At 48.1% G+C, this 25,031-nt stretch carries 19 protein-coding genes and 1 riboswitch; of the genes, 4 read left to right on the top strand and 15 right to left on the bottom strand.

What is annotated here, in order from left to right:
• Positions 1–141: 141 nt before the first annotated feature.
• The 5 genes from NLX82_RS06240 to gcvH all read right to left on the bottom strand — a co-directional run bounded on the left by NLX82_RS06240 (position 142) and on the right by gcvH (position 6,129).
• Positions 142–1,287, bottom strand: coding sequence for a mannitol-1-phosphate 5-dehydrogenase (locus NLX82_RS06240; RefSeq protein ID WP_076157631.1), 1,146 nt, complete (start codon positions 1,285–1,287; stop codon positions 142–144).
• Complete coding sequence (locus NLX82_RS06245; protein WP_023989873.1) at positions 1,284–1,718, bottom strand: PTS mannitol transporter subunit IIA; 435 nt, start codon at positions 1,716–1,718, stop codon at positions 1,284–1,286. Before NLX82_RS06245 ends, NLX82_RS06240 begins: the two co-directional genes overlap by 4 nt.
• A complete protein-coding gene (locus NLX82_RS06250; RefSeq protein WP_254347626.1) occupies positions 1,715–3,793 on the bottom strand; it encodes a BglG family transcription antiterminator in 2,079 nt (692 codons plus the stop codon). The genes NLX82_RS06245 and NLX82_RS06250 overlap by 4 nt, the downstream gene beginning before the upstream one ends.
• An 81-nt stretch (positions 3,794–3,874) precedes the next feature.
• Positions 3,875–5,353: a PTS mannitol transporter subunit IIBC gene (locus NLX82_RS06255; protein WP_071558376.1), complete on the bottom strand. Its 1,479-nt coding sequence runs from the start codon at positions 5,351–5,353 to the stop codon at positions 3,875–3,877.
• 377 nt (positions 5,354–5,730) lie between these two features.
• Positions 5,731–6,129 carry a glycine cleavage system protein GcvH gene (gene gcvH / locus NLX82_RS06260; protein WP_160788916.1) on the bottom strand — a complete coding sequence of 133 codons (399 nt, stop codon included), beginning with the start codon at positions 6,127–6,129 and terminating at the stop codon, positions 5,731–5,733.
• A 394-nt stretch (positions 6,130–6,523) separates the two neighbouring features.
• A riboswitch (glycine riboswitch) is annotated at positions 6,524–6,622 on the top strand.
• A gap of 176 nt (positions 6,623–6,798) precedes the next feature.
• Here gcvH and gcvT point away from each other — a divergent pair.
• The 3 genes from gcvT (at position 6,799) to gcvPB (ending at position 10,876) form a co-directional block, all read left to right on the top strand.
• A complete protein-coding gene (gcvT, locus tag NLX82_RS06265) occupies positions 6,799–7,899 on the top strand; it encodes a glycine cleavage system aminomethyltransferase GcvT (protein ID WP_254347627.1) in 1,101 nt (366 codons plus the stop codon).
• 128 nt (positions 7,900–8,027) lie between these two features.
• Positions 8,028–9,383, top strand: coding sequence for an aminomethyl-transferring glycine dehydrogenase subunit GcvPA (gcvPA, locus tag NLX82_RS06270; RefSeq protein ID WP_023989878.1), 1,356 nt, complete (start codon positions 8,028–8,030; stop codon positions 9,381–9,383).
• Complete coding sequence (gcvPB, locus tag NLX82_RS06275; RefSeq protein ID WP_302055730.1) at positions 9,380–10,876, top strand: aminomethyl-transferring glycine dehydrogenase subunit GcvPB; 1,497 nt, start codon at positions 9,380–9,382, stop codon at positions 10,874–10,876. Before gcvPA ends, gcvPB begins: the two co-directional genes overlap by 4 nt.
• A 119-nt stretch (positions 10,877–10,995) precedes the next feature.
• Here gcvPB and ptsP read toward each other — a convergent pair whose 3' ends face one another.
• The 10 genes from ptsP to NLX82_RS06325 form a co-directional block, all read right to left on the bottom strand.
• Positions 10,996–12,708: a phosphoenolpyruvate--protein phosphotransferase gene (gene ptsP / locus NLX82_RS06280; RefSeq protein ID WP_023989880.1), complete on the bottom strand. Its 1,713-nt coding sequence runs from the start codon at positions 12,706–12,708 to the stop codon at positions 10,996–10,998.
• Complete coding sequence (locus NLX82_RS06285; RefSeq protein ID WP_013372579.1) at positions 12,701–12,976, bottom strand: HPr family phosphocarrier protein; 276 nt, start codon at positions 12,974–12,976, stop codon at positions 12,701–12,703. The genes ptsP and NLX82_RS06285 overlap by 8 nt, the downstream gene beginning before the upstream one ends.
• A 110-nt stretch (positions 12,977–13,086) precedes the next feature.
• Positions 13,087–15,132 carry a glucose-specific PTS transporter subunit IIBC gene (gene ptsG, locus NLX82_RS06290; RefSeq protein WP_023989881.1) on the bottom strand — a complete coding sequence of 682 codons (2,046 nt, stop codon included), beginning with the start codon at positions 15,130–15,132 and terminating at the stop codon, positions 13,087–13,089.
• A 252-nt stretch (positions 15,133–15,384) separates the two neighbouring features.
• A complete protein-coding gene (gene glcT / locus NLX82_RS06295; protein WP_023989882.1) occupies positions 15,385–16,245 on the bottom strand; it encodes a glucose PTS transporter transcription antiterminator GlcT in 861 nt (286 codons plus the stop codon).
• Positions 16,246–16,435: 190 nt separating this feature from the next.
• The gene (locus tag NLX82_RS06300; RefSeq protein ID WP_028542452.1) at positions 16,436–17,971 is read right to left on the bottom strand and encodes a flotillin lipid rafts scaffold protein FloT; all 1,536 of its coding nucleotides are present in this window, start codon (positions 17,969–17,971) and stop codon (positions 16,436–16,438) included.
• Positions 17,972–18,019: 48 nt separating this feature from the next.
• The gene (locus NLX82_RS06305; RefSeq protein ID WP_023989884.1) at positions 18,020–18,538 is read right to left on the bottom strand and encodes an NfeD family membrane protein; all 519 of its coding nucleotides are present in this window, start codon (positions 18,536–18,538) and stop codon (positions 18,020–18,022) included.
• 174 nt (positions 18,539–18,712) lie between these two features.
• Positions 18,713–19,876 carry an iron-containing alcohol dehydrogenase gene (locus NLX82_RS06310; RefSeq protein WP_028542451.1) on the bottom strand — a complete coding sequence of 388 codons (1,164 nt, stop codon included), beginning with the start codon at positions 19,874–19,876 and terminating at the stop codon, positions 18,713–18,715.
• A gap of 184 nt (positions 19,877–20,060) precedes the next feature.
• Positions 20,061–21,704, bottom strand: a complete 1,644-nt coding sequence (locus NLX82_RS06315) for a UDP-glucose--hexose-1-phosphate uridylyltransferase (RefSeq protein ID WP_254347628.1) — start codon at positions 21,702–21,704, stop codon at positions 20,061–20,063.
• A 17-nt stretch (positions 21,705–21,721) separates the two neighbouring features.
• Positions 21,722–22,711 carry a UDP-glucose 4-epimerase GalE gene (gene galE / locus NLX82_RS06320; RefSeq protein WP_023989887.1) on the bottom strand — a complete coding sequence of 330 codons (990 nt, stop codon included), beginning with the start codon at positions 22,709–22,711 and terminating at the stop codon, positions 21,722–21,724.
• Between the two features lies 1 nt (position 22,712).
• Positions 22,713–23,891, bottom strand: coding sequence for a galactokinase (locus NLX82_RS06325; RefSeq protein WP_023989888.1), 1,179 nt, complete (start codon positions 23,889–23,891; stop codon positions 22,713–22,715).
• 220 nt (positions 23,892–24,111) lie between these two features.
• On the opposite strand from NLX82_RS06325, the gene NLX82_RS06330 reads away from it, so the two are divergent.
• Entirely contained in the window at positions 24,112–24,978 is an 867-nt protein-coding gene (locus tag NLX82_RS06330; protein ID WP_023989889.1) for an AraC family transcriptional regulator, read from the top strand.
• The last annotated feature ends 53 nt before the right edge of the window (positions 24,979–25,031 follow it).

Raw genomic sequence — 25,031 nt, forward strand, 5'->3', positions numbered from 1 at the left:
AATTTAAGCAGGTTGTTATGTGATGTAAATCACGCATATAAAAATCCTCTTGAAGCACATCTCTACAGAACACGTTAGTGTTGATGTCGATGCTTTGTCTTCAAGAGGATTTCCGAGAATAGATGTTTATAATTCGTTGTTTTATGAATTTATAATATCATATTGCTCCAATATCTGCCGATGTAACGGGTGATCTGCGGTTATGGAAGTATAACGCGTTAGCGCCACACCCAGTCCCTCACTGCGGATCACCTGCTGAAGCTCGACTGCCTCGGGGTCCTCCGTAATATCAAATTTACAGGCAGCCGCCATTCCTAACGCCAGATGATCCGTCGGGATGCCATACTCCTGCGCTTGGAGCGCGGGACGTACAAGACGATCATTTGGAGACAGCTTGCGCAACGGTGAACGTCCGACTCGAGTAACATCGTCTGTCAGATTAGGATTGCGGAAGCGATCCAAAATTTTAGAGATGTACTTCTTATGCTCCCCTTGATCCAAACCGAAGCGCTTCACAAGCACTGCTCCTGTCTCCTCCAGTGACCCTTGTATCGAATCCACCACCTTGCTATCCTTCATGGCCTCCTGGATGGTAGCATAACCTGCGGTATAACCAAGATAGGCTGCCACGCAATGCCCCGTATTCACCGTGAACAGCTTTCGTTCAATGTAAGGCTCTAGATCCTGCACGTACAGGATGCCTTCGATTTCTTCATGCTCAGGTGCCATTTGTGAACGATCCACCACCCACTCGTAAAAAGGCTCTACCTGCACATGTAACGGGTCCTCGTGGTGTTGGATCGGCACAATCCGGTCTACAGCAGCATTGGGGAAATATACCGAAGCCTCTGCCTTGACACGAGTCGCCTCATCCAGTAGCGCAAAAACATGCTCTTTCAGTTGGGCGCTGCCTCCGATTGCATTTTCGCAAGCAATCACATGCAGCGGGCCTGCCCCTCGCTCCACCCGCCGCGCTATTCCCTCGGCAATACCTGCTGCAATATGCCTGAGGATGCTAACCCCTACCGCGGTCGTTACCAGATCAGCATGGTCTACCGCATCCGCTACAGCGGATGCATCTCTGCCGTCAATCGCCGTTACATTCGTGACCAGCTCCGTATCCTTTGTATCATTGGCTAGCTCTACGGTGTATTGTTTACGACGACGTAACTCGGATACAAGGGTGTCGTTGACATCTGAAAAGACAACCTCATAGCCTGCACGCGACAGAATCAATCCGATAAAGCCGCGACCAATATTTCCTGCTCCAAAGTGGACGGCTCTCATAGCTCCATCTCACTTTCGAACAGATCTATAATTTCCTGTGGGGTCACCGCGTTGCGAAGTTTATCCATATTTTCTTCCTCCGCACACACCACAGCGATACTCGTCAAAATCTCCATATGATCGCCGCCTTGTGCTGCAATGCCGATTACCATGTATGCTTTTTCTTCCCCAAAATCTATGCCTTGCGGAAACTGAACGATGGAGATGCCTGTGGATTGAATAAGCATCTTGGATTCCTTGGTGCCATGTGGAATAGCCAGCCCGTTCCCAATATAGGTGGACACGATCTCCTCGCGTTCCAGCATCTTGTCAATGTACTCACTTGAAATATGTCTTGCATCCAGCAGGATTTGTCCAGCCATACGAATCGCCTCATATTTGTCTTTGGCGGTTGCGTTCATTTTTACTTTGTCTATCGTCATAATACTCACGGTAGGTTCCTCCCTGTCCCTAATTTACTGTGGAAAAATTCAGCTAGTTCACTCGATATATAATTGACAATATGATCCCTGCTACCGTGTTCCAGTAGCGTAACCATGTCTTCCTGCAAGAGTAATGCACTAATCTCGCTCAATACCTCCAAGCTTTCTCTCGGCAGCTCACGAGGTCCCAACATGAGCAGCACGCATTCTACCTGTTCGCCTGTATCCGCCAACAGCGGCTCTGCCAGCTTATACAAGGTAAGCGAAGGCTTGCGAATATAGTGGCTGCGCGTATGAACTAAAGCAATGGAGGTATCAGAGATCACCTGACTACCTTGGCGCTCTCTTTCCATGAGCTGTGCAGCAACCGCAGAAGGCTCTGTAATATTCCCCCGCCCCGCCTCCAACATGCATATAGCCTCTACGGTCGCCGCCATATCCATCCCCTGATTTTCCAGCGGATACACTTGAAATTGCTGTACAATGTGTACAATTTCCTCAAGACTTTTCCGCAGACCGGTAAGCCACTCTATATCCTGACCAGGCTGAACAGCCTGTTCCTGCTGATGGTCATTGGGATGATTGAGTGTAATATGCTGGATGAATTGACGCAGGCGATCACTCTCCTCCTGCGTCAGCAACGGGCTGATCTTAAGATACCGATCCGGTTCAAGCGGTAGCTCTACTGTCGAAATGATCAGATCATAATCCTCCTTGGGAATCCGCGCCGCCTCGTACCATGAAGCCCTATCCACAATTTTGATCTGTGGGAGCTCTTTGGCGAGCCTTGTTGCCAAAAGTCTGGATGATCCAATACCGCTCGTGCAGACTACGATGGCCCGCACCTCCCGCCGCAATTGTCGTAGCCGCTCCAGCGAAGCGCCAAAATGCATGACGAGAAATCCGATCTCTTCATCTGGTACTTTCATTTCTGTCATGTCCGCCGCAGCCTTTTTCACTGAGTCGAATAAGCTGCTGTAATCCTTGCGGATTTGCTGAAGGAGGGGGTTACGAATCGACCTGCCTTCCTTCAAACGTTTGAACACCGGGGCCATATGGGCAATCAGTCCTTCACGCAGAACACGGTCCTCTTCCAATGGCGTGCCTGTCTCTTCCTCCACACGACGAATCAACTCATGAACCGACTCCAACAGTACGAGATCATCCAACGGCAGTAGTCGGGTAGAGTGATCCTCGGCATCACGAAATAGCAGCCTGAGATAAGATCGTTCCGGCTCTGGAAATTCAATATCCAGCGCCTCTGACAACTCCGTGCATATGCGTTCCACCATAGCTGTGCGAAGCATGATATTTTCATCTGAATCTGTTTTTAAATACGAGAGAAGAGGATCTATAACATACCCGAGTCGCAGACGTACCAGCGAAACGCAAATTTGAATCAGCAGCTCCATGTATTTGCTTTCCACCATGTTTTCCAACCATTTTTCATGGGGCTGCCAGAGGGCCTTTTCCACAATCAGCAGGTTATCTCTGCCAATCATCTCCAGCAACTTGTCGGCGACACGGGTTACAGAACGAAGTTCTTCCCGGGCTGAAAACAGATCGGATTCATCCAAATATTCGAGAGCCAGCTCGGAAATCGCCCGTCTTTTGTCTGTCTCCCGCCCTGTAATCTCGACCCCGTACCCTCGTCTGCGCACAAGCATGAGTCCCCGTTCCCCAATCCAGCCTTGTAATTCGTCCAGATCATGACTGACCGTAGTTACCGTGACTTTCAAGTCTGAAGCCAGCGCCAGCAGCTTGATCGGCTCCTGTGTATCCAGCAGCATGCAGAGAACCACGATCTTTCTCTCCTCAGCCGAATATTCGTCTGACTTTGTATGCAGCAATTGCCTTCGCAGGCATACAAGCTGAGCTGGGTCAGCATCTATACAGATACCAATCCCTGACTTTTTCTCCAGCTTCACCTCATGAGCTGCCAGCCAATGCTCGACTGCGCCCAGTTCCCGATGAACCGTCCTTGTGCTGACATTGATCTTCGTGGCAATTTCCCCGGCTGTAACCTCTTTGGACTGCTCCAGAAGATATTCCACGATGTCACGTTGTCGTTTCGTAATATTCATAAGCGCATACCGTTCCTTCCCAAGCTCATCCCTCCAGCAGGAGACGTACACTGCATACAGTCCGCCTGACTACGACGGGGATTAAGAATCGGATTTCAGACGTTCAACCAGCGCTTCGTATTCAGGGCTCTTCAGAAAATTGTCAATGGAAATGTGCTCAGCATTCGGGGCTACTGTTTTAGCCCGGTCTGTCAACGTTTTTTGCGTAATGACAATATCCGCATCCTGTGGAATTTCACTGATTGCCGTATTCGTAACTGTTACGCCTACACCCGCCTGCTTCATTTTTTTGCGTAAAATCGAGGCGCCCATAGCGCTTGAACCCATACCTGCATCACAGGAAAAGACGATCTTGTTCACTTCGGATTTATCCTTGAGCGTTCGAGCTGCGGCAATCTCAGCAGCACGATCAGATTCGTGGTTATCTTCCATTACAGTGGCGTTAGCACTTGCACTCTTGCTTTGATTTTTCATATCTTTCAGGCGGGAAGCAGCTTCCTCCAGCCCCTCTTCTTTTTGCTTACTAGTCTTGAGTAACACTGCGGCAACAGCAAAGGATACGACCGCAGCAGCGATCACCCCGCTCAGCATTGGCAAATATCCGCCTTTTGGCGTCATTAGAAAATAGGCGATGATGCTGCCCGGTGAAGGAGCAGCAACCAGTCCGGCACCTGTCAACATAAAACAGAAGGTTCCCACAACGCCCCCAGCTATAGCAGCAAGAATCAAAATCGGCTTCATCAAAATATAAGGGAAATAAATTTCATGAATCCCGCCGAAGAAATGAATGATGACCGCTCCAGGAGCCGATGACTTCGCAGAGCCTTTGCCGAACAGGCAGTAGGCTAGCAAAATACCGAGCCCCGGCCCAGGGTTGGATTCCAGCATAAACAGTACGGATTTTCCTGTTCTTGCAGCTTCCTCTAACGCAATCGGACTCAATACTCCGTGATTCAGCGCGTTGTTTAAAAATAATACTTTTCCGGGCTCAATAATGAGGTTGACAAGCGGCAATAGCCCTGCGTTCACGAGGAACTGTACCCCTGCCGACAACACTTGACTGATCATTTGTACAATCGGGCCAATCGCCACATGGGCAAGCAGCGCTAGAATGGCACCGATAATTCCGGCCGAAAAGTTATTGACCAGCATTTCAAAGCCTGATCTGACTTTGCCTTCAATGGCCTTGTCGAACTTCTTCAATATCCACGCAGCCAGCGGACCAGCGACCATCGCGCCCAGGAACATCGGGATATCGGCTCCCACTATGACACCCATCGTCATAATGGCACCAATCACACCTCCACGCTGTCCGTGAATCATCGTGCCCCCTGTATAACCGATCAGTAACGGCAACAAATAATTTTTCATCGGGTCAACCAATTGTGCAAAACCTTCATTCGGGAACCATCCGGTCGGAATAAAGAGTGCCGTAATCAGCCCCCACGCAATAAATGCTCCCATATTGGGCATAACCATACCGCTAAGAAAACGGCCAAAACGCTGTACGGCGACACGAGTGCCTCCTTTTGAACTTGGCTTTGCGTCCAATGTACTCATATTCAAATCCTCCTTGTAGGTAAGCATCACTACCTTTTCTTAAAATTCATACTAAATGACAGCGCTATCTTCATCAACGAAATGAAAACGTACTTTCGTCATGAACGTTGATGACAACATTTAAATTTAAATTATCCGGGAAGGTATTATACCTGCATAATTCTTCTTAATATGACCTGTAGCTATAGAAATTAGTCGAAAAACCGTGCTGGATTATGTATGATTCTTATATGGGGACAACCCTCTAAATCAGAATAAAACACGTAATTACGTTTGCAAAAAGACAAAAAAATAGCCGCTACGTCAAATCATAGCGACTATTTTATACAAAAATCGAGCAGACAAATAACCCTCTTACTCCATACTACAATGCTCCATTACTGCTCATCGGAAATCAACTGCTCATACTGATCCGCAGACAGTAGCTTGCCCAAGGCTTCCTCCACATCTTTATCCATCTCTACTTCGATCATCCAACCTTTTTCATAGGGAGATTCATTCACTAGCTCAGGTGTACTTTCCAGCGTTTCATTCACTTTTAGTATAGTTCCCGTCACCGGAGCAAAAAGGTCGGATACTGTCTTCACCGATTCAATCGTACCGATCTCCGCTCCCTGCTCAATCGTTGCTCCCGCCTCAGGTAATTCTACAAAAACAATATCACCCAGTTGATGCTGTGCAAAGTCTGTAATACCAATTCGTACCGTTCCATTCTCTGTCCGCTGAACCCACTCATGTTCGTCTGTATACCAAAGTTGCTGCTTTACTTCACTCATTCTGTTCCCCTCACTTCCATATGAATAAAATCGCTTTTGCTCACCTGTACTAGACAGGTTAAGATTATGACAACAAGAACACTGATGTCAATAATACTAACAAAAATACTTCATATCACCTCATATAGCGTACTATATAAAAATATGATAGCTTATAACAAACGCTTACATATCCTTATTTATATATTAAATGTTTTTTCTATTGTTTTTGATGACATTTTTATTGACATTTTGAATGAATTTGCGTATTAATGGGTTATAGCAAATGCTTTGGGAAACACCCCGACAACTGCAAACGCGGATGAACGCGGAGGGAGAGACTGCCAAAAAGATTCGCATAGCTGTTGCCGCTTGTGAGACATAAGTGCACGCGAATCGGATCAAGTTGTTATCTGCAAAGCCAGGTAATATACCGTTGATCCCGAAGGTAGCGCCGAAGGAGTAAACCTGCATTGCAGGTGAATCTCTCAGGCAAAAGGACCTCTGCCGGACGCATCTCTGGAGAGCATTCGCTATTGGAGCGGATCACCCAAGGGGAAACCCGGTACATACCGGGGTAACTTTCTGGTATCAAGGACAGAGCTGAAAAAAGAGTGTAGACTGCCGTCTATACGTTTTTTTCGGCCTGTCTTTTTTGTTTAGCTGATCACACCGGATAGGAGTGGAAAAATGACTAATTTGCGAAAAACACCGCTATATTCGTCCTACGGGACGCAGTCTGGGGTTCGTTGTATTGACTTTGGCGGCTGGGAGCTCCCGGTTCAGTTTAGCGGCATTCAAAAGGAGCATGAGGCCGTCCGGCAACGTGCGGGTTTATTCGATGTATCGCATATGGGCGAATTTTTGGTTGAAGGCAAAGAGGCCGAAGCTTTTCTGCAAAGGGTGACCACGAATGATGTCAGCCAGTTGGAACCAGGTCAGGCACAATATTCACTCCTGTGTTACCCCGATGGAGGGGTAGTAGACGACCTACTTGTTTACTGCAAAGGACCGGAGCACTACATGCTCGTTGTGAACGCCTCCAACATCGATAAGGATTGGGATTGGCTAATTCGTCATATGCCTACATCCGTTCACATGGAGAATGTGTCTGATGCGATAGCATTGCTGGCGTTGCAAGGACCGGAAGCAGCACGTATTGCCGCAGCCGTGGCAGATACGGACATTACGAATCTGGCATCTTTCCGCTTCCATGAGAACGTGCCATTGTTCGGAGCAAAAGCACTGGTCTCACGAACCGGATATACGGGCGAAGACGGTTTTGAATTTTATATACCTGCTGCAGAAGCACCAGCTGTATGGGAGGGTTTGCTTCGTTCCGGTGAGTCGTATGGGCTGATTCCCGCTGGACTTGGTGCTCGGGATACCCTACGCTTTGAGGCACGATTGCCGCTGTACGGTCAGGAGTTATCTGCCACGATTTCACCACTCGAAGCCGGTCTAGGGTTCTTCGTCAAGCTGAATAAAGGAGATTTTATCGGTAGAGAAGCACTGCAACGTCAGAAAGAACAAGGGATTCCTCGCAAATTGATCGGGCTGGAAATGATTGATCGCGGTATCCCACGCGCCCATTACCCGGTATTCGCAGAAGGACAACACATTGGTGAGGTCACAACGGGGACTCAGTCGCCCACCTTGAAGCGTAATCTGGGCCTCGCCTTGGTGGACAGTCGTTTTAGCGCCCTCTCCACACCGCTGGAGGTTGAGATTCGTGGCAAACGCCTGCGTGCCGAGGTGGTGGCAGCACCCTTTTATAAACGCCCGCGCTGATCTTAAACTCTTTTTATTTCTATAAAGCAAATATGTCAGATATGAACTTCTGGGTTTTTCATCTCACACACTTTTTTATTAGCTAATTTACGATCTAAAATCTTGCTTTTCGAAAGGAGTCAGAACCTATGAAGCAGCATCGTTATCTCCCTATGACTGAACAGGATCAAACCGAAATGCTGCGTGTGGTGGGTGTATCATCTATTGATGATTTATTCAGTGACATTCCAGAGGCCATTCGATATCAAGGGGAACTCCCTCTCTCTTCTCGACTCGATGAGAAAGCCTTAACCCGCCACTTGGCCGAGCTGGCCGGACACAACGCCAATACAGACACACATGCCAGCTTCCTTGGCGCAGGAATTTATGATCATCATATTCCGTCCGTCATCCAGCACATCACTTCACGCTCGGAATTCTATACAGCCTACACCCCCTATCAGCCGGAAGTAAGCCAAGGCGAGCTACAAGCCATTTTCGAGTTTCAGTCGTATATTTGCGAATTGACGGGCATGGCTGTAGCTAATGCCAGCATGTACGACGGAGCGACTGCACTGGCGGAAGCGGGCTCACTGTCCGCCGCAGCTACCCGCCGTAAACAGCTTATCGTATCAAGGTCCGTCCATCCGGAGGCACGTCAGGTATTGGCAGCCTATGCACGCGGATTGGATTTGGACATCGTGGAGATCGGCTGTTCGGACGGCGTAACGGATGCTGATGCGCTAGCGGCAGCCGTATCGGAACAGACCGCGGCTGTTTTGGTCCAAAGCCCCAACTTTTTCGGAGCCGTGGAAAACCTGAAGCCGATGGCTGACCTCATCCATGCGCACAAAGGTCTTTTGGTCGTCAGTGCCAATCCACTAGCACTTGGCTTGCTGGAAACACCCGGCAAACAGGGCGCGGATATTGTGGTAGGAGACGCACAGCCACTTGGCATCTCCTCTTCTCTCGGCGGTCCGACCTGTGGATACTTTGCCGTTTCTCAGGCACATATGCGCCGTATCCCCGGCCGTATTGTGGGTCAGACCACTGACCGCAACGGTAAACGCGGCTTCGTGCTGACCTTGCAAGCGCGGGAACAGCATATCCGCCGCGAAAAGGCCACCTCTAACATTTGCTCCAACCAAGCGTTGCTAGCTTTATCTGCATCTGTATACTTGTCTGTCATGGGTAGACAGGGGATCAAGGAAGTAGCCGAGCTAAATTTGCATAAAAGCCGTTATGCTTTAGAGCAATTGCTGAGCTTGAAGGGCATAACTGCCTCGTTTAACGCACCAACCTTTAATGAGTTTGCCCTTAGACTGCCTGAGGGTACGGATATGAGCAAACTCCAGGCCGAGCTGCTAGCTGCTGGATTTATCGCTGGCTACGATTTGGGCCGGGACTATGAGGAACTTGCTGGTCACATGTTGATTGCCGTGACGGAGCAAAGGACCAAAGAAGAGATTGACCAATTTGTACACACCTTGGGGGGATTGCTATGACACACACCGGACAGGATCAGAAACAAGGGCTGTTGAAGGAACACGATCAAGCGCTCATTTTTGAATTGAGCCGTCCGGGTCGCATCGCCTATTCCCTTCCCGAGTGCGACGTTCCCCGTCGCCCGGTGGCAGAGCTTTTGCCAGATTATGCGCTGCGCAGCGAACCTGCGGCATTACCCGAGGTATACGAAGTAGACGTTATTCGGCATTATACTGCCTTGTCCCGGCGCAATTTCGGCGTGGACAACGGATTTTATCCGCTCGGCTCCTGTACGATGAAATACAATCCGAAAGTGAATGAGGATGTCGCCCGATATACAGGCTTCGCCAAAATCCATCCATATCAGCCCGAGGAGAGCATCCAGGGTGCCATGGAGCTGCTGTATACGCTCCAAAATGATTTGGCTGCGTTAACTGGCATGGATGCCGTCACGCTTCAGCCCGCCGCGGGCGCCCATGGCGAATGGACCGGGCTGATGATGATTCGCTCATACCACGAAGCACGTGGTGAGCGACGTACCAAGGTGCTCGTGCCGGATTCCTCGCACGGAACGAACCCCGCCAGCGCAACCGTCGCGGGCTTCGAAACAGTCACCCTTCCCTCCACCCCTGAGGGGCTGGTGGATCTGGATGCGTTACGTCAAGCCGTAGGCAACGACACCGCGGCGCTCATGCTGACCAATCCGAACACGCTTGGGCTGTTCGAGAAGCAAATCACTGACATTGCTGCCATCGTGCATGACGCGGGTGGTCTGCTCTACTATGACGGGGCGAACTCCAACGCCATCATGGGGATTACCCGTCCCGGAGATATGGGCTTCGATGTAGTACATCTCAATTTGCACAAAACGATGAGTACCCCGCACGGCGGCGGTGGCCCCGGCGCTGGGCCTGTCGGCGTAAAGCAACGGCTCATCCCTTATTTACCCAAGCCACTTGTCGTACGGGATCCGCAGGGGGTGTACCACTGGGACCGGGAACAGGGAGATTCTATTGGACGGGTTAAAGCCTTTTACGGCAACTTCGGTATTCTCGTCCGTGCCTATGCCTATATCCGTAGCTACGGTCCTGACGGCTTAAAGCGTGTATCGGAATGCGCTGTGCTCAATGCCAATTACATGATGCATCGGCTCGCTCCACATTTTGACCTGCCCTACCCTGGACATTGCAAACACGAATTTGTCATGTCAGGGCGAGGCTTGAAAAAATTTGGAGTGCGTACGCTTGATGTAGCCAAACGGCTGCTTGATTTCGGCTACCATCCGCCTACAATTTACTTCCCTCTGAATGTAGAGGAATGCATCATGATCGAGCCCACAGAGACGGAAAGTAAGGAGACACTTGATGCTTTTGTCGACACTATGATTCATATTGCGCGGGAAGCAGAAGAGAACCCTGAGCTGGTGCTCAATGCACCATATACTACTCCAGTCACACGATTGGACGAAACTACCGCAGCTCGCAAACCTGTACTGAATTGCTCATGCAGTTAAAAACAAATTCTACTTAAAGCATGCAAAAAAGCCGGTATCTATTAGATACCGGCTGCTGTATGTACACAGCAATTTTTTTGTTGGAAAAAGATATAACCTTTGAAATGTAATACCCTTCCTTAACCTTCGATGCTTTGAACCAATTCAACAACCTGTTCTGCTGTTTGCATGTCCAGAGCTTTTGTAGCCAGTTTTTCCATGTCCGCACGGGACAACTTGGAGATTTGACTACGTGCTGGCAGAATGGAAGTTGCGCTCATACTGAACTCATCAAGTCCCAGACCCAGCAGCAACGGAATTGCTGTTGTATCTCCTGCCATTTCGCCACACATACCAACCCAACGTCCTTCACGGTGAGCGGCATCAATAACCATTTTCACCAGACGCAGAATGGATGGATTGTATGGTTGATACAGGTAAGAAACCCGCTCGTTCATGCGATCCGCTGCCATTGTGTATTGAATCAGATCGTTTGTACCGATACTGAAGAAATCCACTTCTTTTGCGAATTGGTCAGCCAATACCGCTGTAGAAGGAATTTCTACCATGATGCCCAGCTGAATTTCTTCAGATACGGATACACCCTCGGTTACCAACTTTTCCTTTTCTTCCAACAAAACAGCTTTAGCTTCACGGAATTCGTTCAGCGTAGCAATCATTGGGAACATGATGCGCAGGTTACCATGCACACTCGCACGCAACAAAGCACGCAATTGAGTGCGGAAAATATCCTGGCGATCCAGACACAGACGAATAGCACGGAATCCGAGGAACGGATTCATTTCTTTCGGCAGGTCCAGATAAGGAAGTTCTTTGTCGCCACCGATGTCCAAAGTACGAACTACAACCGGTTTACCTTCCATTCTTTCCAGAACGGTTTTGTACGCCGTATACTGTACTTCTTCGGATGGAAGCTTATCGCGTCCCATGTACAAGAACTCCGTACGGTACAAGCCAACGCCTTCACCACCGTTGTCCAGAACACCAGCTACATCATTAGGCGTACCAATATTGGCTGCCAGTTCGACATGGACACCATCGACAGAAACCGTAGCTTCGCCGCGCAGCTTACGCCACTCTTCGCGTTGCTTGTCGTATGCCACCTGTTTAGCACGGTATTCCGCAACAATCTCTTCGGTAGGGTTCACGAATACGTGACCATCCAAACCATCAACGATAATCAAATCACCGCTTTTAGCTTGAGACAATATATTTTTCGTTCCCACAACTGCAGGAATTTCAAGTGAGCGAGCCATAATAGCCGAATGCGAAGTACGTCCGCCGATGTTCGTTGCAAAACCTTTAACAAATTCACGATTCAGCTGAGCTGTGTCGGAAGGTGTCAAATCTTCTGCAAGCACAATCGTTTCTTCGGCAATTTCTGCAGGACTAACAAAATGAACACCAAGCAGGTGATTCAGGATCCGCTTGGTTACATCACGCATGTCCGATGCGCGTTCTTGCAAATAGGCACTTTTCATGTTTTCAAACATGGAAATGAACTGTGTAGCTACTTCATTCAAAGCATAGTCAGCATTAAGCTGCTCGTCTCTGATTTTAGCTTTAACCGGATCGATCAATTCAGGATCATTCAGGATGAGCAGGTGAGATGCAAAAATTTCTGCTTTTTTCTCTCCCAGCTCCTGAAGCGTTTTCTCCTTAATCGATTCCAATTCGGTTTGAGATTGTGCCAAAGCCGCATCCAATCTCGCGATTTCAGCTTCAACATCACCAACCGCGCGTCTCTCTACAGCGTAATTCGGATGCTCCAAGATAAACGCCCGGGCAATGGCTATGCCTGCCGAAGCGGCAATCCCGGAAATTTTAAGCATGAACTTCGCCCAGCCCTTCGTTAACGATTACATTTTCAAGAGCTTTCAGTGCTTCGGCAGCTTCAGCGCCTTCGCAGATAATGTTAATAGTATCGCCTTGTTCCAGACCCAGGGACAATACACCCAGAATGGATTTCAAAGTTACTTTTTTACCGTTAGCTTCGGCAAAAGATTCAGCACCGCTGAATTTGTTAGCTGTATTTACCAGCGCAGTTGCAGGACGTGCATGGATACCGTCTTCATCCGTAATTCTAAAAGTTGTTTGCATAATTTGTTCCTCCCACTTTCCTAAAGATAATATTTGTTTACACGCAGTATACCAGATCATTGATCAGACGGCCTAAGCCGCCTAATCAACTAATCCGAAACACATAGAGTTTATTTTATCGTAATTATACCATCTTCGCCAGCCTTCAATACTCCAGTTTTGTTTAAAGTTACCGAAGAACCTTCTGGAAGGTTAGTAAAAATGACAGGTGAGATGATGGATTTAGCGTTTGCCTTCACGTATTCCAGGTCTACTTTCATAATAGGCTGGCCAGCTGACACAAGATCGCCTTCGTTCACCAAAACGTCAAATCCTTGGCCTTTAAGCTTCACAGTATTCACCCCGATATGAACAAGCACTTCTTTACCGCCATCGGATTGAATACCAATCGCATGCTTGCTTGGGAATACATTGAATACTTTACCATAAACAGGGGACACAATCGTTCCATCATTTGGCACGACCGCAAAACCGTCACCTGTCATACGTTCTGCAAATACCGGATCGGGAACCGTCGAGATATCAACCAATTCGCCGTTAACAGGCATTACAATATCTTCTACAATAATGGTTTGTTGTTCTTCTCCAGCTTCCTTCTCCTCTTGTGGAGCAGGTTGCGCCGGAGCTGGTGCAGGTGTACGTCCAGCCATGATATCAGCCATTTGAGATTTAATGGTGTCGGAACGTGTACCGAAAATTGCCTGTACGTTGTTACCGACTTCAAGGACACCCGATGCGCCAAGTTGTTTCAGACGAGCTTTGTCAACGTTCGATTTCTCATTAACCTCGATCCGAAGACGTGTGATACAAGCATCCAGATGCTTGATATTCGATGAACCACCGAAAGCTGCCAAAATGTTGTGCGGGAGCTCATCACTACTACCGACTGCTGCGCCATCCACATTATCTGTAGCTTCTTCACGTCCTGGTGTTTTCAAGTTGAACTTCCGTATGATGAACCGGAATCCGAAGTAGTAAATAACTGCCAAAATCAGACCGACGATAATTACATACCACCAAGGCGTACGGGTTGGAATAATCCCGAAAATCAGGAAGTCAATAAATCCGCCTGAGAAGGTCATACCGATTTTGACATGTAAAATTTGCATGGTCATAAATGACAGACCTGCGAATATACAGTGTACTGCAAACAGCAGTGGAGCTACGAACAGGAAGGAAAATTCCAGTGGCTCCGTAATACCTGTCAAGAACGAAGTCAATGCTGCTGAACCCATAATACCTGCTACATATTTTTTGTGTTCTGGTCTTGCTTCATGGTACATTGCAAGCGCTGCTGCCGGCAAACCGAACATCATGAATGGGAATTTACCCACTTGGAACGTACTTGCTGTCAACGCCACTCCGTCGCGAAGCTGGCTGAAGAAGATCTGCTGGTCACCGTGAACGGTTTGACCTGCCTTGTTAACATATTCACCAAACTCAAACCAGAACGGTGAATACCAGATGTGATGCAAACCAAATGGAATCAGCGCGCGTTCGATAACACCGAACAGGAACGCCGACAAAGTCGGGTTGGAATACACCATAAAGTGAGATACTGCGTTAAGTCCTTGTTGAACTGGAGGCCAGATCAGAACCAGTGCAAGTCCGACAATCAGTGAGGATACCGCCGTTGCAATTGGAACGAAACGCTTACCCGCGAAAAAGCCCAGATACGATGGAAGCTCAATTTTGAAAAAGCGGTTGTACATGGCCGCGGCCAGTATACCGATGATTATCCCGCCGAACACCCCGGTTTGAAGCGTTGGAATCCCCAACACGTTTGCATAACCCGGTATTTTTTGAGCAATCAGACCAGGTGTGACACCCACGGCTGTACCCAGAGTAATGTTCATAACGAGGTAACCGATGATGGCAGCCAAACCTGCTACACCCTCACCGCCCGCCAGACCGACGGCTACGCCGACTGCGAACAACAGTGCCAGATTATCAAAAACGATTTGTCCGGCATTCATCATGATCGTCGCTACCGATTGAACCCAGCCCGCATTTAATGCCGGAATGTACTGGAGAAAATCAGGATTGACCAGCATGTTACCGATACCCAATAAAAGCCCCGCAGCTGGCAAAATCGCTACAGGAAGCATTAATGCTTTACCGACACGCTGTAAAACGCCGAAAAGCTTTTTAAACATACCTTCCACATCCTTCTCTGAAATTTAGAACAGAGGCAAAACAACAAAAAAGGCATGAGCCGATTTAAGTATGTTTGAAAACAACCTTGGGATATAGCTTGCCCCAGTAGGCTGTAAACAATCATAACTTAAAACAACTCATGCCTGATCGAATCAGTAACACGTTAAATGTTCAGTTGTTGTCTTCCTCATTGCAAAATTGATTATAGCACCCCACTAAATGCGAGGCAATACTTTTTTATTCCGGTTTTATCACTTTTGTTGCTCCCCCTGCTCTTTGCGTTGGGACAACCGCTGCAGATGCATTGTCAAATAACTAACCTCAGCTGGATACACAGATTTACGAAGTCTTTTCTCCATAATTTTCGTGAGCTTCCAGGCCAGCATATACATTTCCGGGTACTCCTCATTCAAAAGCTTGTCCAATCGATAAATCTCCTGCACAATTTCTCCCCGGCGCACACGTTCAATCGCAAACCTCAGATGAGTCAGCAGTCGAGAATAATCAAGAGATTGGAGAGGAATACGATAATCCAGTGTGGTCTCGACAACCTGAACCATATCAGCAATCAGACGAGAATCCTTCCTCACCTCGGAGATATGCTGGTTTGTCATGGCGCTATAAATATGCAGGGCCACGAATCCGATTTCATCTTCTCCCAGATCTACATCCATCTTATCCCTGATTAGAGCAACAGCCTGCTCAGCCATCTTGTATTCCTGAGGATATATTTCCCTAGTCTCATACAAAAACGGATTATGAATCGTAATTCCCTGTTTATGACGATTGATGGAAAAAGCGATATGGTCAGTTAAAGCAATCAGTATGTGCTCATTTAGAGGCTTCTTTGCTTGAAGCTGAACAAGATGAAGTACCTCACCGATGACCTCAATGAGCTTTTCATCCAGCTCAGGAAGCAACCGTTTGTATTGCTCCTGTTCTTCATGGCTTTTTAATATAAATAATTTTTCAACTGAATCCAACGGCATAAGATCACCGGGTCTGCGATTGAAACCGATTCCTTTTCCAATCACAACAACCTCATCATGCTCGGGATGCATCCCTATAATCACATTGTTATTCAGCGCTTTGGCCACTTTTAGGCTGCTCACATCCGCACCTCTTTTATCAGAACCTTGATCCTAAGAATTATAGCATGAAGCTCAGAGGAATCCACGTTAAAGTACCAAATATTCGGCTAAAGGTCAATAAAAAGAAAACGCTTTTCATCACATTGCCGGGAAATGCTGTGATGAAAAGCGGTCTTTTGGTTAGGGGTAGATGCTCCCTAAAGACTTACCGTTATTCTTTATCTGTTAGTGCTGCCTCCACCGAGGCTGGAAGATGCTGCTTATTCCCTTCACCGGAGGACGGCACGGAATGAAGGCCTTTTTTCCCAGTCGTCAGCCCCTTGATTAACTGCTCCACATCAATGCCGGATACACTCTTCAGCATCTCAGGTGCCGTAGCCATCAGTTCGGTGACATAATTGCTGACACGCGCTGCTCCCTCTCCTTTTCCCGTATCAACTACGGTGAGTTTATCAATGGACGCAATCGGTTCGGCAATACGTCCAGCCAGATCAGGCAACATTTTTACGATAATATCGAGCACGGCGGCCTCTCCAAACTTCTGGAACGCCTCCGCCAGTTTTTCCTTGGCCTCCGCTTCTGCAAGTCCACGCAAACGGATGACATCTGCGTCTGCCGTACCTTTGGCGCGTTCGGCATCCGCTTCTGCTTGCCCGTTTAGACGTTTTTGTTCAGCTGACGCTTTAGCCTGTGTCTCAATCGAGTATTGCAGCGATTCAGCCTCACGCATTTTACGCGATTTATCTGCTTCCGCCGCTTGCTCGACCGCATACCGATCAGCTTCTGCCTTCTTTTTCACTTCCGCATCATATTGCTTTTCACGTACCTGTATTTCCTTGGATTGAAGATCAATTTCCCGTTCTTTGCGCACCAGCTCGACCTTCATCTGCTCCTCGACAGCAGTCTGCTTGGCACGGGCCTCCTGAATGTGATAAGCCTGATCGGCTTCTGCCTTCGCTGTATCCTGTTCTTTCTTAAACGAAGCCACTTTCAGTTCCTTCTCCTTGGCTGCCTCCGCAATGTTGGTATCCCGCAGCAGTTCGGCCTTCTGGCCTTCCTGTTCCGCACGCGCCTTCTGAATCCGGGCATCCCGCACAGCCTCGGCTTCTGCAATCTCAGCATCCCGTTTCACAGCGGCAATTCTCGGCTTACCAAGCGCATCCAGATATCCGTGCTTATCACGCACATCTTTGATGGTGAATGAAACGATTTGCAAGCCCATCTTTTTCAGATCACGAGCAGCCACGCCCTGTACTTCCTGCGCAAACCGATCCCGATTACGATAAACTTCTTCCACTGTCATCGAACCGAGGATTGCGCGCAAATGTCCCTCCAGCACTTCCTGAGCCTCTCCCCTAAGAGCCTCCAGTGGCTTCCCGATGAACTGCTCGGCTGCTGTAGCCACATCCTCAATAGAACTGCCGACCTTGATGATCGCCACACCATCCGCAATCACGGGAACTCCTTGCTCCGTATACACTTCCGGTGTGGTTACGTCCAGTTTATGGGACAACAGAGAGATGAATTCGGACTGCTGGAAAATTGGCCAAATGAAGGCCCCCCCGCCGCGTACAATTTTAATTTTGCGTCCAGAGTCATCCTCGGAAATATTTTTATTTCCTAGAAAAGAGCCCGTCACGATCATCCCTTCATCCGGTCCTACCGTTTTGTAACGGGCCCAAAAAGCGATCCCTAATATAACGATAACGATGACAACAATCCCAGGGACCAACACAATATCTTGCAAATTTGACACTCCCGATCACGCTCCCTTCAAGTTAAGCGAATGCGCCGTCTATGTGTCCAGGTACGCTACGCGGACGACGCCCTCTGCGACCTCAACCACGACGATACGGGTTCCCGCAGCAAGCGGTTTGTGATCGAAGCTAGATGCTGTATGTATGGTGTTGCCTGCACCCAAGCGGATCATAACCTCCCCGTAACCAACCTCAGGTACAGGAATGGTGACCTCACCGATCCGGCCAGTCAGCTCACGCATAGAGAAGCCGCTGGATACCTCCGAATTCGCCATGGGTTTGATAAACGCAAAGAACACGAGTATTCCGATGACAAACGCAATCCCTAAAGCAAGCACGACGACCCACCCCATGCTCAGCCCAGTATACTTTGTCAGCAGTACTCCAGCTCCGCCAAAAGCGGTCATGGCTCCAAGTAAAACGACAGGTCTGAACCAATCGAGGCCCGGTAGCTCCAATGCACCATCCAGCCAACCACCGAGTACATCTCCAATCAGCACACTGACTACGGTAAAGATAGCGCCCCCTGCCAATAACCACCAAAATATGGTTTCCATGCGACTCCTCCTTCCATGTACCTTTTCAGTCTGGTTTCCAGTCTATAACTATGTTTACGTATTCAACCTTAAAAAGTTTCAAAATTTTCCTCCAAAATCCCAAATCAAACCCAAAAAAGCACGTTCGTACGTCTAATGACGCACAAACGTGCTTAAAATGATACAAATGTCAGTTTACAGAGATGCTTTGTAAATTTCGACTACATCTTCGCGATTGAGCTTATTAAAGCCACCAAAAGATCCAAATTTCACAGCTTTATCAGCCATAACATCGATTTGGGACGCATCAATATCGTAATCAGCCAGACGGCTTGGTGCACCAATCGAGTTCCAGAAATCACGCAGCGCCTGAATACCTTCCAGCGCCACTTCTTCATCACTCTTGCCTTCTGGGTTTACATGGAACACATTGACGGCCAGTTGTTTGAAGCGTTCAGGCTTCACATGCAGATTGTGTTTCATCCAGTTCGGGAACAGAATAGCCAGTCCTCCACCATGTGGAATATCATAAACAGCAGACACAGCATGTTCGATATTGTGAGTAGCCCAGTCACCTGTCAGCCCCATGTTTAGGAAGCCGTTCAGCGCCATCGTACCACAATACATAATCGTTTCACGTAGCTCGTAGTTTTCCAGATCGTTGACCAGACCTGGAGCCGCATCCATGACCGTACGCAAAATCGTTTCGCACCAGCCAAGTTGGACCGGAGTATTGGATTCCAAATGGAAATAATGCTCCAGTGTATGTGACATCATATCTACGATTCCGTAAACGGTTTGATTTTGTGGCAGTGAGTATGTGTTCACAGGATCAAGAATAGAAAACGCAGGGAACGCAAATACGCTGCCCCAGCCCAATTTTTCCTGTGTTTTTTCATTTGTAATAACAGAACCCGCATTCATTTCAGAACCGGTAGCTGCCATGGTCAAAACCGTACCTAGTGGCAATGCTGCCTGTGGTGCCGCTTTACGCTCTGCAAAATCCCACATGTCGCCATCATATTTTGCACCAACAGCAATGGCTTTGGAGCAATCCAGCACACTACCACCGCCTACAGCCAGAACGAGGTCGATTTGATGTGTTTTACACAATTCAACGCCTTTATGTACTGTAGATAAGCGAGGATTCGGTTCTACACCAGCCAGTTCCGTTACCTCTGCACCGATTTCACCAAGCAAACTTATTACATTATCGTACAAACCGCTGCGCTTAATGCTGCCGCCGCCATATACAAGCAGTACACGTTTACCATATTTAGGAACTTCACGCTTGAGAGCCTCCAATTGTCCTTTACCGAAGATCAATTGTGTAGGATTATAAAATTCGAATGCTTTCATCGCAAACGCTCGCCTCCAATAGTTCTAAAGTTTAATGTTAAGAAACTACTCTATTATAACCTTTTCGGTTACAGGAAACAAATCTGCTTTATTTTCAGAAAAAAACCACACTCCTTGAGGAGCATGGTTCCATGTCATATCTTGGGAGGGTTCTCGTAGAGTATTATGTGCTGCGCAAGCAATTTTATTCTCCCAAAGTATATCCCAATTGTTTCATAAAACGACCAAAGGCCTGATGACCGGACGGATTTCGTTTATACACTCCTGCATGCTCTAAAATTTCACTGAATTTCAGTCCAACCTCATTTTGTACGGTACGAACAGCCGTCTCCTTGTCAGGCAAACGACCGAACCGGGTGTTTAACTGATAAATCCAGTCTGCATGCTTAAACAGTGGATGTCCTTCCTGCTGCATAGCCACAGCCAGCTTGTCATCCCCACACAAAATATCTGCAATTCCATCCAGTTCATCCTTGAGCCGCCCCGGTAATATGGCAAGTCCCATAACTTCGATCAGACCGATATTTTCCTTCTTGATGTGATGCATCTCGCGGTGAGGATGGAAAATACCTTCCGGATACTCTTCACTCGTTCGGTTGTTACGCAGTACGAGATCCATCTGGTACCTGCCTTCGGCATCACGGCGCACAATCGGCGTCACGGTATTATGCGGAATCGTTTCCCCTTCCTGCTCTGTATGAGAGAGGACATCAGCTACAGGATCACTATAAACTTTCCAGGCTTCAAAAGCAGCATTTCCCGCTTCCAACAACGTCTCGGCATCTGTTGACGTAAAACGGATGACCGACATCGGCCAGTTTACAATCCCCGCTGAAACCTGCGGGAACGATTCATTATGGTATATGCCGTCCACACCCGCTTTTTCAATTGGGAATGTATGACGACCACCCTGAAAATGATCATGGGTCAGGATCGATCCGCCGACAATCGGCAGATCCGCATTGGAGCCAATAAAATAATGCGGAAACGCTTTCGTAAAGGCCAGCAATCGGCGCAGTGTATCCTTTGTAAGCTTCATCGGTACATGATCATGATGGAACACAATGCAGTGCTCGTTGTAATACACATAGGGTGAATATTGAAAAAACCACGGTTCCCCATTCAATTCCACCGGAATGATGCGCAAATTTTGACGGGACGGATGATTTACTCTTCCTGCATATCCGACGTTTTCACGGCATAATTGACACTTGGGATAAACAGGCGGCGGCAAAAGCTTCGCCATCGCAATTTCCTTGGGACTTTTTTCTGGCTTGGACAAATTAATCGTGATTTCCATATCTCCGTAAGATGTCGACTGATTCCAGTACACATTGCTAGCAACCCGATCCATTCGGATGTAGTTCGAATCGATGGATAATTGATAAAAAGCATCTGTCGCCGCCTCTATGCCACGTTCAGTCTCCGTTTGATGAAAGTCACGGATGACTTCAGATGGTCTCGCCATCAACAGCCCCATGATTTTGGAATCCAGCAAATCACGATACGTATCTGTGTTTTCAGGGATAAGTCCAGTGGCAAAACCATAATCTATCAAAACATTTAGCACAGGCTGGAGGGCTTCGGGGGCCATAATGCCCCCTGCTTCCCCACCTGAATAAGGCTCGGAAAAACCAAACTGATCCAATAGCAAATTACGGCTGTAATCTGTATCTTGTGGACCAATCAAGCCCCTGTTTTGTGCGAATGCAACCAGTTGCTCCACCGCATATAGAGCCGATTGCTGTACAGTTTCGTCGATGTCATTGGCCAGATGCCGGGAATGTTCCCGGCCTTGGCCTTTATCTGCGGATTGGCGCTCGCTCATATGTTATCGTCTCCCGTCTATTCGTCGCCGTAGCCGTGAGGGTGCGACTGATGCCATCCCCATGCTCCGCTAATAATATCCTCTAGTTGGGTACGTGCTGGACTCCAGCCCAACACCGAACGAGCCTTGTCAGAAGATGCAACCAATATCGCTGGATCGCCTGCGCGGCGTGGCTCTGTCACAACTGGAATGTCGAGTCCAGTGACCTTGCGTGCCGTCTCAATAACTTCTTTCACAGAGAAGCCCTGTCCATTGCCCAAGTTGAATACGTTGCTGTCATTGCCTTCGCGCAAGTAATTTACTGCACGCACATGAGCATCCGCCAGGTCACTCACGTGAATGTAATCCCGAACACACGTGCCGTCAGGTGTCGCATAATCCTCACCAAACACAGCGATGTGTGGACGCTGTTTCAAGGCTGTCTGGAGCACTAACGGGATCAGATGGCTTTCTGGTCGGTGATCTTCACCGATCTTGCCGCTCTCATGCGCACCAGCCGCATTAAAATACCGTAAAGACACATATTTGATGCCTAAAACTTTGTCAAACCACGACATCATGCGCTCCATCATCAGCTTTGTTTCACCATACACGTTGGTTGGCTCTGTACGGTCACCCTCTTCAATCGGCACCTTTTCCGGTTCGCCGTAGGTAGCCGCAGTAGAGGAAAACACGATTCGGCGCACTCCAGCATCCTTCATTGCCTCCAGCAAGCTCAGCGTGCCAAATACATTGTTGTCGTAATATTTACCAGGATTTTGCATACTTTCTCCAACCAGCGAGTTGGCTGCAAAATGGATAACTGCATCGATACTATTTTCTGAGAACAATTTGGACAGTAGTTCTTTATCCCTCAAATCCCCTTCATACAACTTGCCTCCAAGCAATGCTGCTTTGTGCCCGGTTTGCAAATTATCCAGTACCACAACTTCTTCTCCCAGATCCAACAGTTCTGCTACGGTATGTGAACCGATATATCCAGCTCCACCTGTGACTAAAATGGCCATGTTATTCGTCCTCCTTCAGTTCTTTAACTCCGTCTCCTGCCTTGCATACATAAAAGCTGGCTTCCAGCCCAGTGCGGGTCTGATAAGCTTTGCCGACTTCCTTCACAAAACGTTCCACATCGTCTTCATGAACCAATGAAACCGTACAACCTCCAAATCCAGCTCCTGTCATACGAGCACCCAGCGTGCCAGGAATGCGTCGCGCTTCTTCAACCATGACGTCCAGCTCCGTGCAGCTGACCTCATACAAATCGCGTAATGAATCATGAGAAGCATTCATTAACTGACCAAAAGCTGCAAGTTCATTCGCCGCGAGAGCATCAACAGAGGCCAACACACGAGCGTTTTCCTCCACCACATGCTGTGCCCGCCGACGCACTGTTTGGTCCGCGATGTGATGCTGGAGCTCTCCGAAACGTGCCTCATCCAGCTGAGCGAGGTATTCCAGTGACGGCTCCTGCTGCTGCAAAATGGACAGTGCTTCGGCACATTGACTACGACGCTCGTTATAGGCCGAGTCCACCAAACCGCGACGCTTGTTTGTATTGCCGATCACGAGCTTATAAGCCCCCGTGCGGAATGGCACTTTACGGTACTCCAACGTATCGCACATCAGCAGAATTGCATGATCAGCTGCTCCGTTCGCTACAGCGAACTGGTCCATAATGCCGCAATTGACACCAACGTAATTGTTTTCTGCCCGCTGGGACAACAAAGCGATTTCGACCGTATCTGTTTCCTGTTTTTCGATCGTGAGAAACGCGTATCCTGTAACAACCTCAATGGAGGCTGAGGAGGATAATCCAGCACCATTCGGTATTTCTCCATGATAGAGCAGGTCATATCCGTTAGACGGATAAACTCCCTTTTCAGCCAACTCCACCAGCACACCCACCGGATAGTCCACCCACTCATCCGTTTTGTTTTTACCTATTTCTCCACGGGGGATAGACACTTCATACGACAGGTTTGTCGAAGCAAAATGAATTTCATCATCATTGCGCGCACGAAGGATTAGCGTCGTTCCGAATTCCAGCGCAGCCGGGAGTACATAACCACCGTTATAGTCGATATGCTCTCCAATGAGATTGACACGTCCAGGTGCATGAAATATCCGCAGTTCATTGCTGCTTTCACCATATTTTTCAATAAAATGTTTCTTTAATTCAGTAGAGTTCATATCCGCATCCACCTCATATACCGTTAGTAAAGGCCCTCCTGATTTCCCTGTAACATCTTAATCAGGTTGACATCTCTTATGATTTCAGTATAAATGAAAGCGTCACACGATGTAATGCATCCATGTGTTTAAGCTATGGATAAATGTGACTTGGATATGTACAATGTAAGTATACCGCATCCGCTAAACCATTCACAAATGCAGGAAGGATGACCCTATTTTGCAAGCGCATTCATATAGTTATGCCGTCGCCTCTAATCCGGTGTTTTATGAAAATAGCCCGCTGCATGTGCTTTTTGCAGGAGAGAGCCAAACCAAATCCGGTCATGCCGTGGGGCCGAAAATCTATGATTACTATCTGCTACACTTTGTAGAATCGGGCAGAGGTATCTTCCGAACGGAACAGCACACATATCAGCTTGAAGAAAACGATTTTTTCCTTATTCATCCCGGTCAGCTGGTGAGCTATACCTCTGATGAAGAGAAACCGTGGCGTTATCGTTGGTCTGCGTTTACCGGGCACCATACTGAGCAGGTGGTGCAGGAGGCCGGGCTACGTGTTCACCAGCCTGTCTTTCATGCTTCCGATCAAAGTCCCATCCCCGGTTATTTGGAGCAAATGCAATTGGCCTTTTATAGCAGAAAATCTAGTTCTCATCTATCAGCCTTGGGCTATTTGTATCTGATTATGGGGGAAGCAGGCAATTACCTGAGTGACTGGACTGATCCGTCCGGGGCGGATTCGCAAATTCAACGTACAGTCAAGCAGATGGTGCAATATATGTCCACTCAGTACGCACATCCCGTTTCCATTGAGCAAATGTCTGAAGGACTTGGTTATAATCGTGCATATTTGTCACGGATATTCAAAAAGGAAACGGGCATCTCCCCCGTCACCTATTTGCTTAAGCTAAGAATCGACAAATCACGTCAACTGCTGCGTGAGCGTCCTGAATTATCGGTAGAGCAAGTGGCCGCTTCGGTCGGACTAACCGATGCCTTATATTTCTCACGTCAATTCAAGCGCTTCTGTGGTCAGTCTCCAACCGAGTACCGAAGCAAGGTTAAGCAATACCCACAGTCGTAAAGCAGGCTTAAACAGCCCGCATCCTTCAAACGGATGCGGGCTGTTGGTTATAT

The organism is Paenibacillus sp. A3M_27_13 (assembly GCF_024213315.1).
Taxonomy (GTDB): domain Bacteria; phylum Bacillota; class Bacilli; order Paenibacillales; family Paenibacillaceae; genus Paenibacillus; species Paenibacillus polymyxa_B.

Bases quoted from the DNA above. Each gene is read 5' to 3' on its own strand.
- galE (WP_023989887.1), bottom strand. From the start codon at position 22,711: ATGGCCATTTTAGTCACAGGTGGAGCTGGATATATCGGTTCACATACC.
- gcvPB (WP_302055730.1), top strand. From the start codon at position 9,380: ATGACACACACCGGACAGGATCAGAAACAAGGGCTGTTGAAGGAACAC.
- NLX82_RS06310 (WP_028542451.1), bottom strand. From the start codon at position 19,876: ATGAAAGCATTCGAATTTTATAATCCTACACAATTGATCTTCGGTAAA.
- ptsG (WP_023989881.1), bottom strand. From the start codon at position 15,132: ATGTTTAAAAAGCTTTTCGGCGTTTTACAGCGTGTCGGTAAAGCATTA.
- NLX82_RS06240 (WP_076157631.1), bottom strand. From the start codon at position 1,287: ATGAGAGCCGTCCACTTTGGAGCAGGAAATATTGGTCGCGGCTTTATC.
- NLX82_RS06255 (WP_071558376.1), bottom strand. From the start codon at position 5,353: ATGAGTACATTGGACGCAAAGCCAAGTTCAAAAGGAGGCACTCGTGTC.
- NLX82_RS06250 (WP_254347626.1), bottom strand. From the start codon at position 3,793: ATGAATATTACGAAACGACAACGTGACATCGTGGAATATCTTCTGGAG.
- gcvPA (WP_023989878.1), top strand. From the start codon at position 8,028: ATGAAGCAGCATCGTTATCTCCCTATGACTGAACAGGATCAAACCGAA.
- NLX82_RS06325 (WP_023989888.1), bottom strand. From the start codon at position 23,891: ATGAACTCTACTGAATTAAAGAAACATTTTATTGAAAAATATGGTGAA.
- gcvH (WP_160788916.1), bottom strand. From the start codon at position 6,129: ATGAGTGAAGTAAAGCAGCAACTTTGGTATACAGACGAACATGAGTGG.
- NLX82_RS06315 (WP_254347628.1), bottom strand. From the start codon at position 21,704: ATGAGCGAGCGCCAATCCGCAGATAAAGGCCAAGGCCGGGAACATTCC.
- ptsP (WP_023989880.1), bottom strand. From the start codon at position 12,708: ATGCTTAAAATTTCCGGGATTGCCGCTTCGGCAGGCATAGCCATTGCC.
- NLX82_RS06305 (WP_023989884.1), bottom strand. From the start codon at position 18,538: ATGGAAACCATATTTTGGTGGTTATTGGCAGGGGGCGCTATCTTTACC.
- gcvT (WP_254347627.1), top strand. From the start codon at position 6,799: ATGACTAATTTGCGAAAAACACCGCTATATTCGTCCTACGGGACGCAG.
- NLX82_RS06285 (WP_013372579.1), bottom strand. From the start codon at position 12,976: ATGCAAACAACTTTTAGAATTACGGATGAAGACGGTATCCATGCACGT.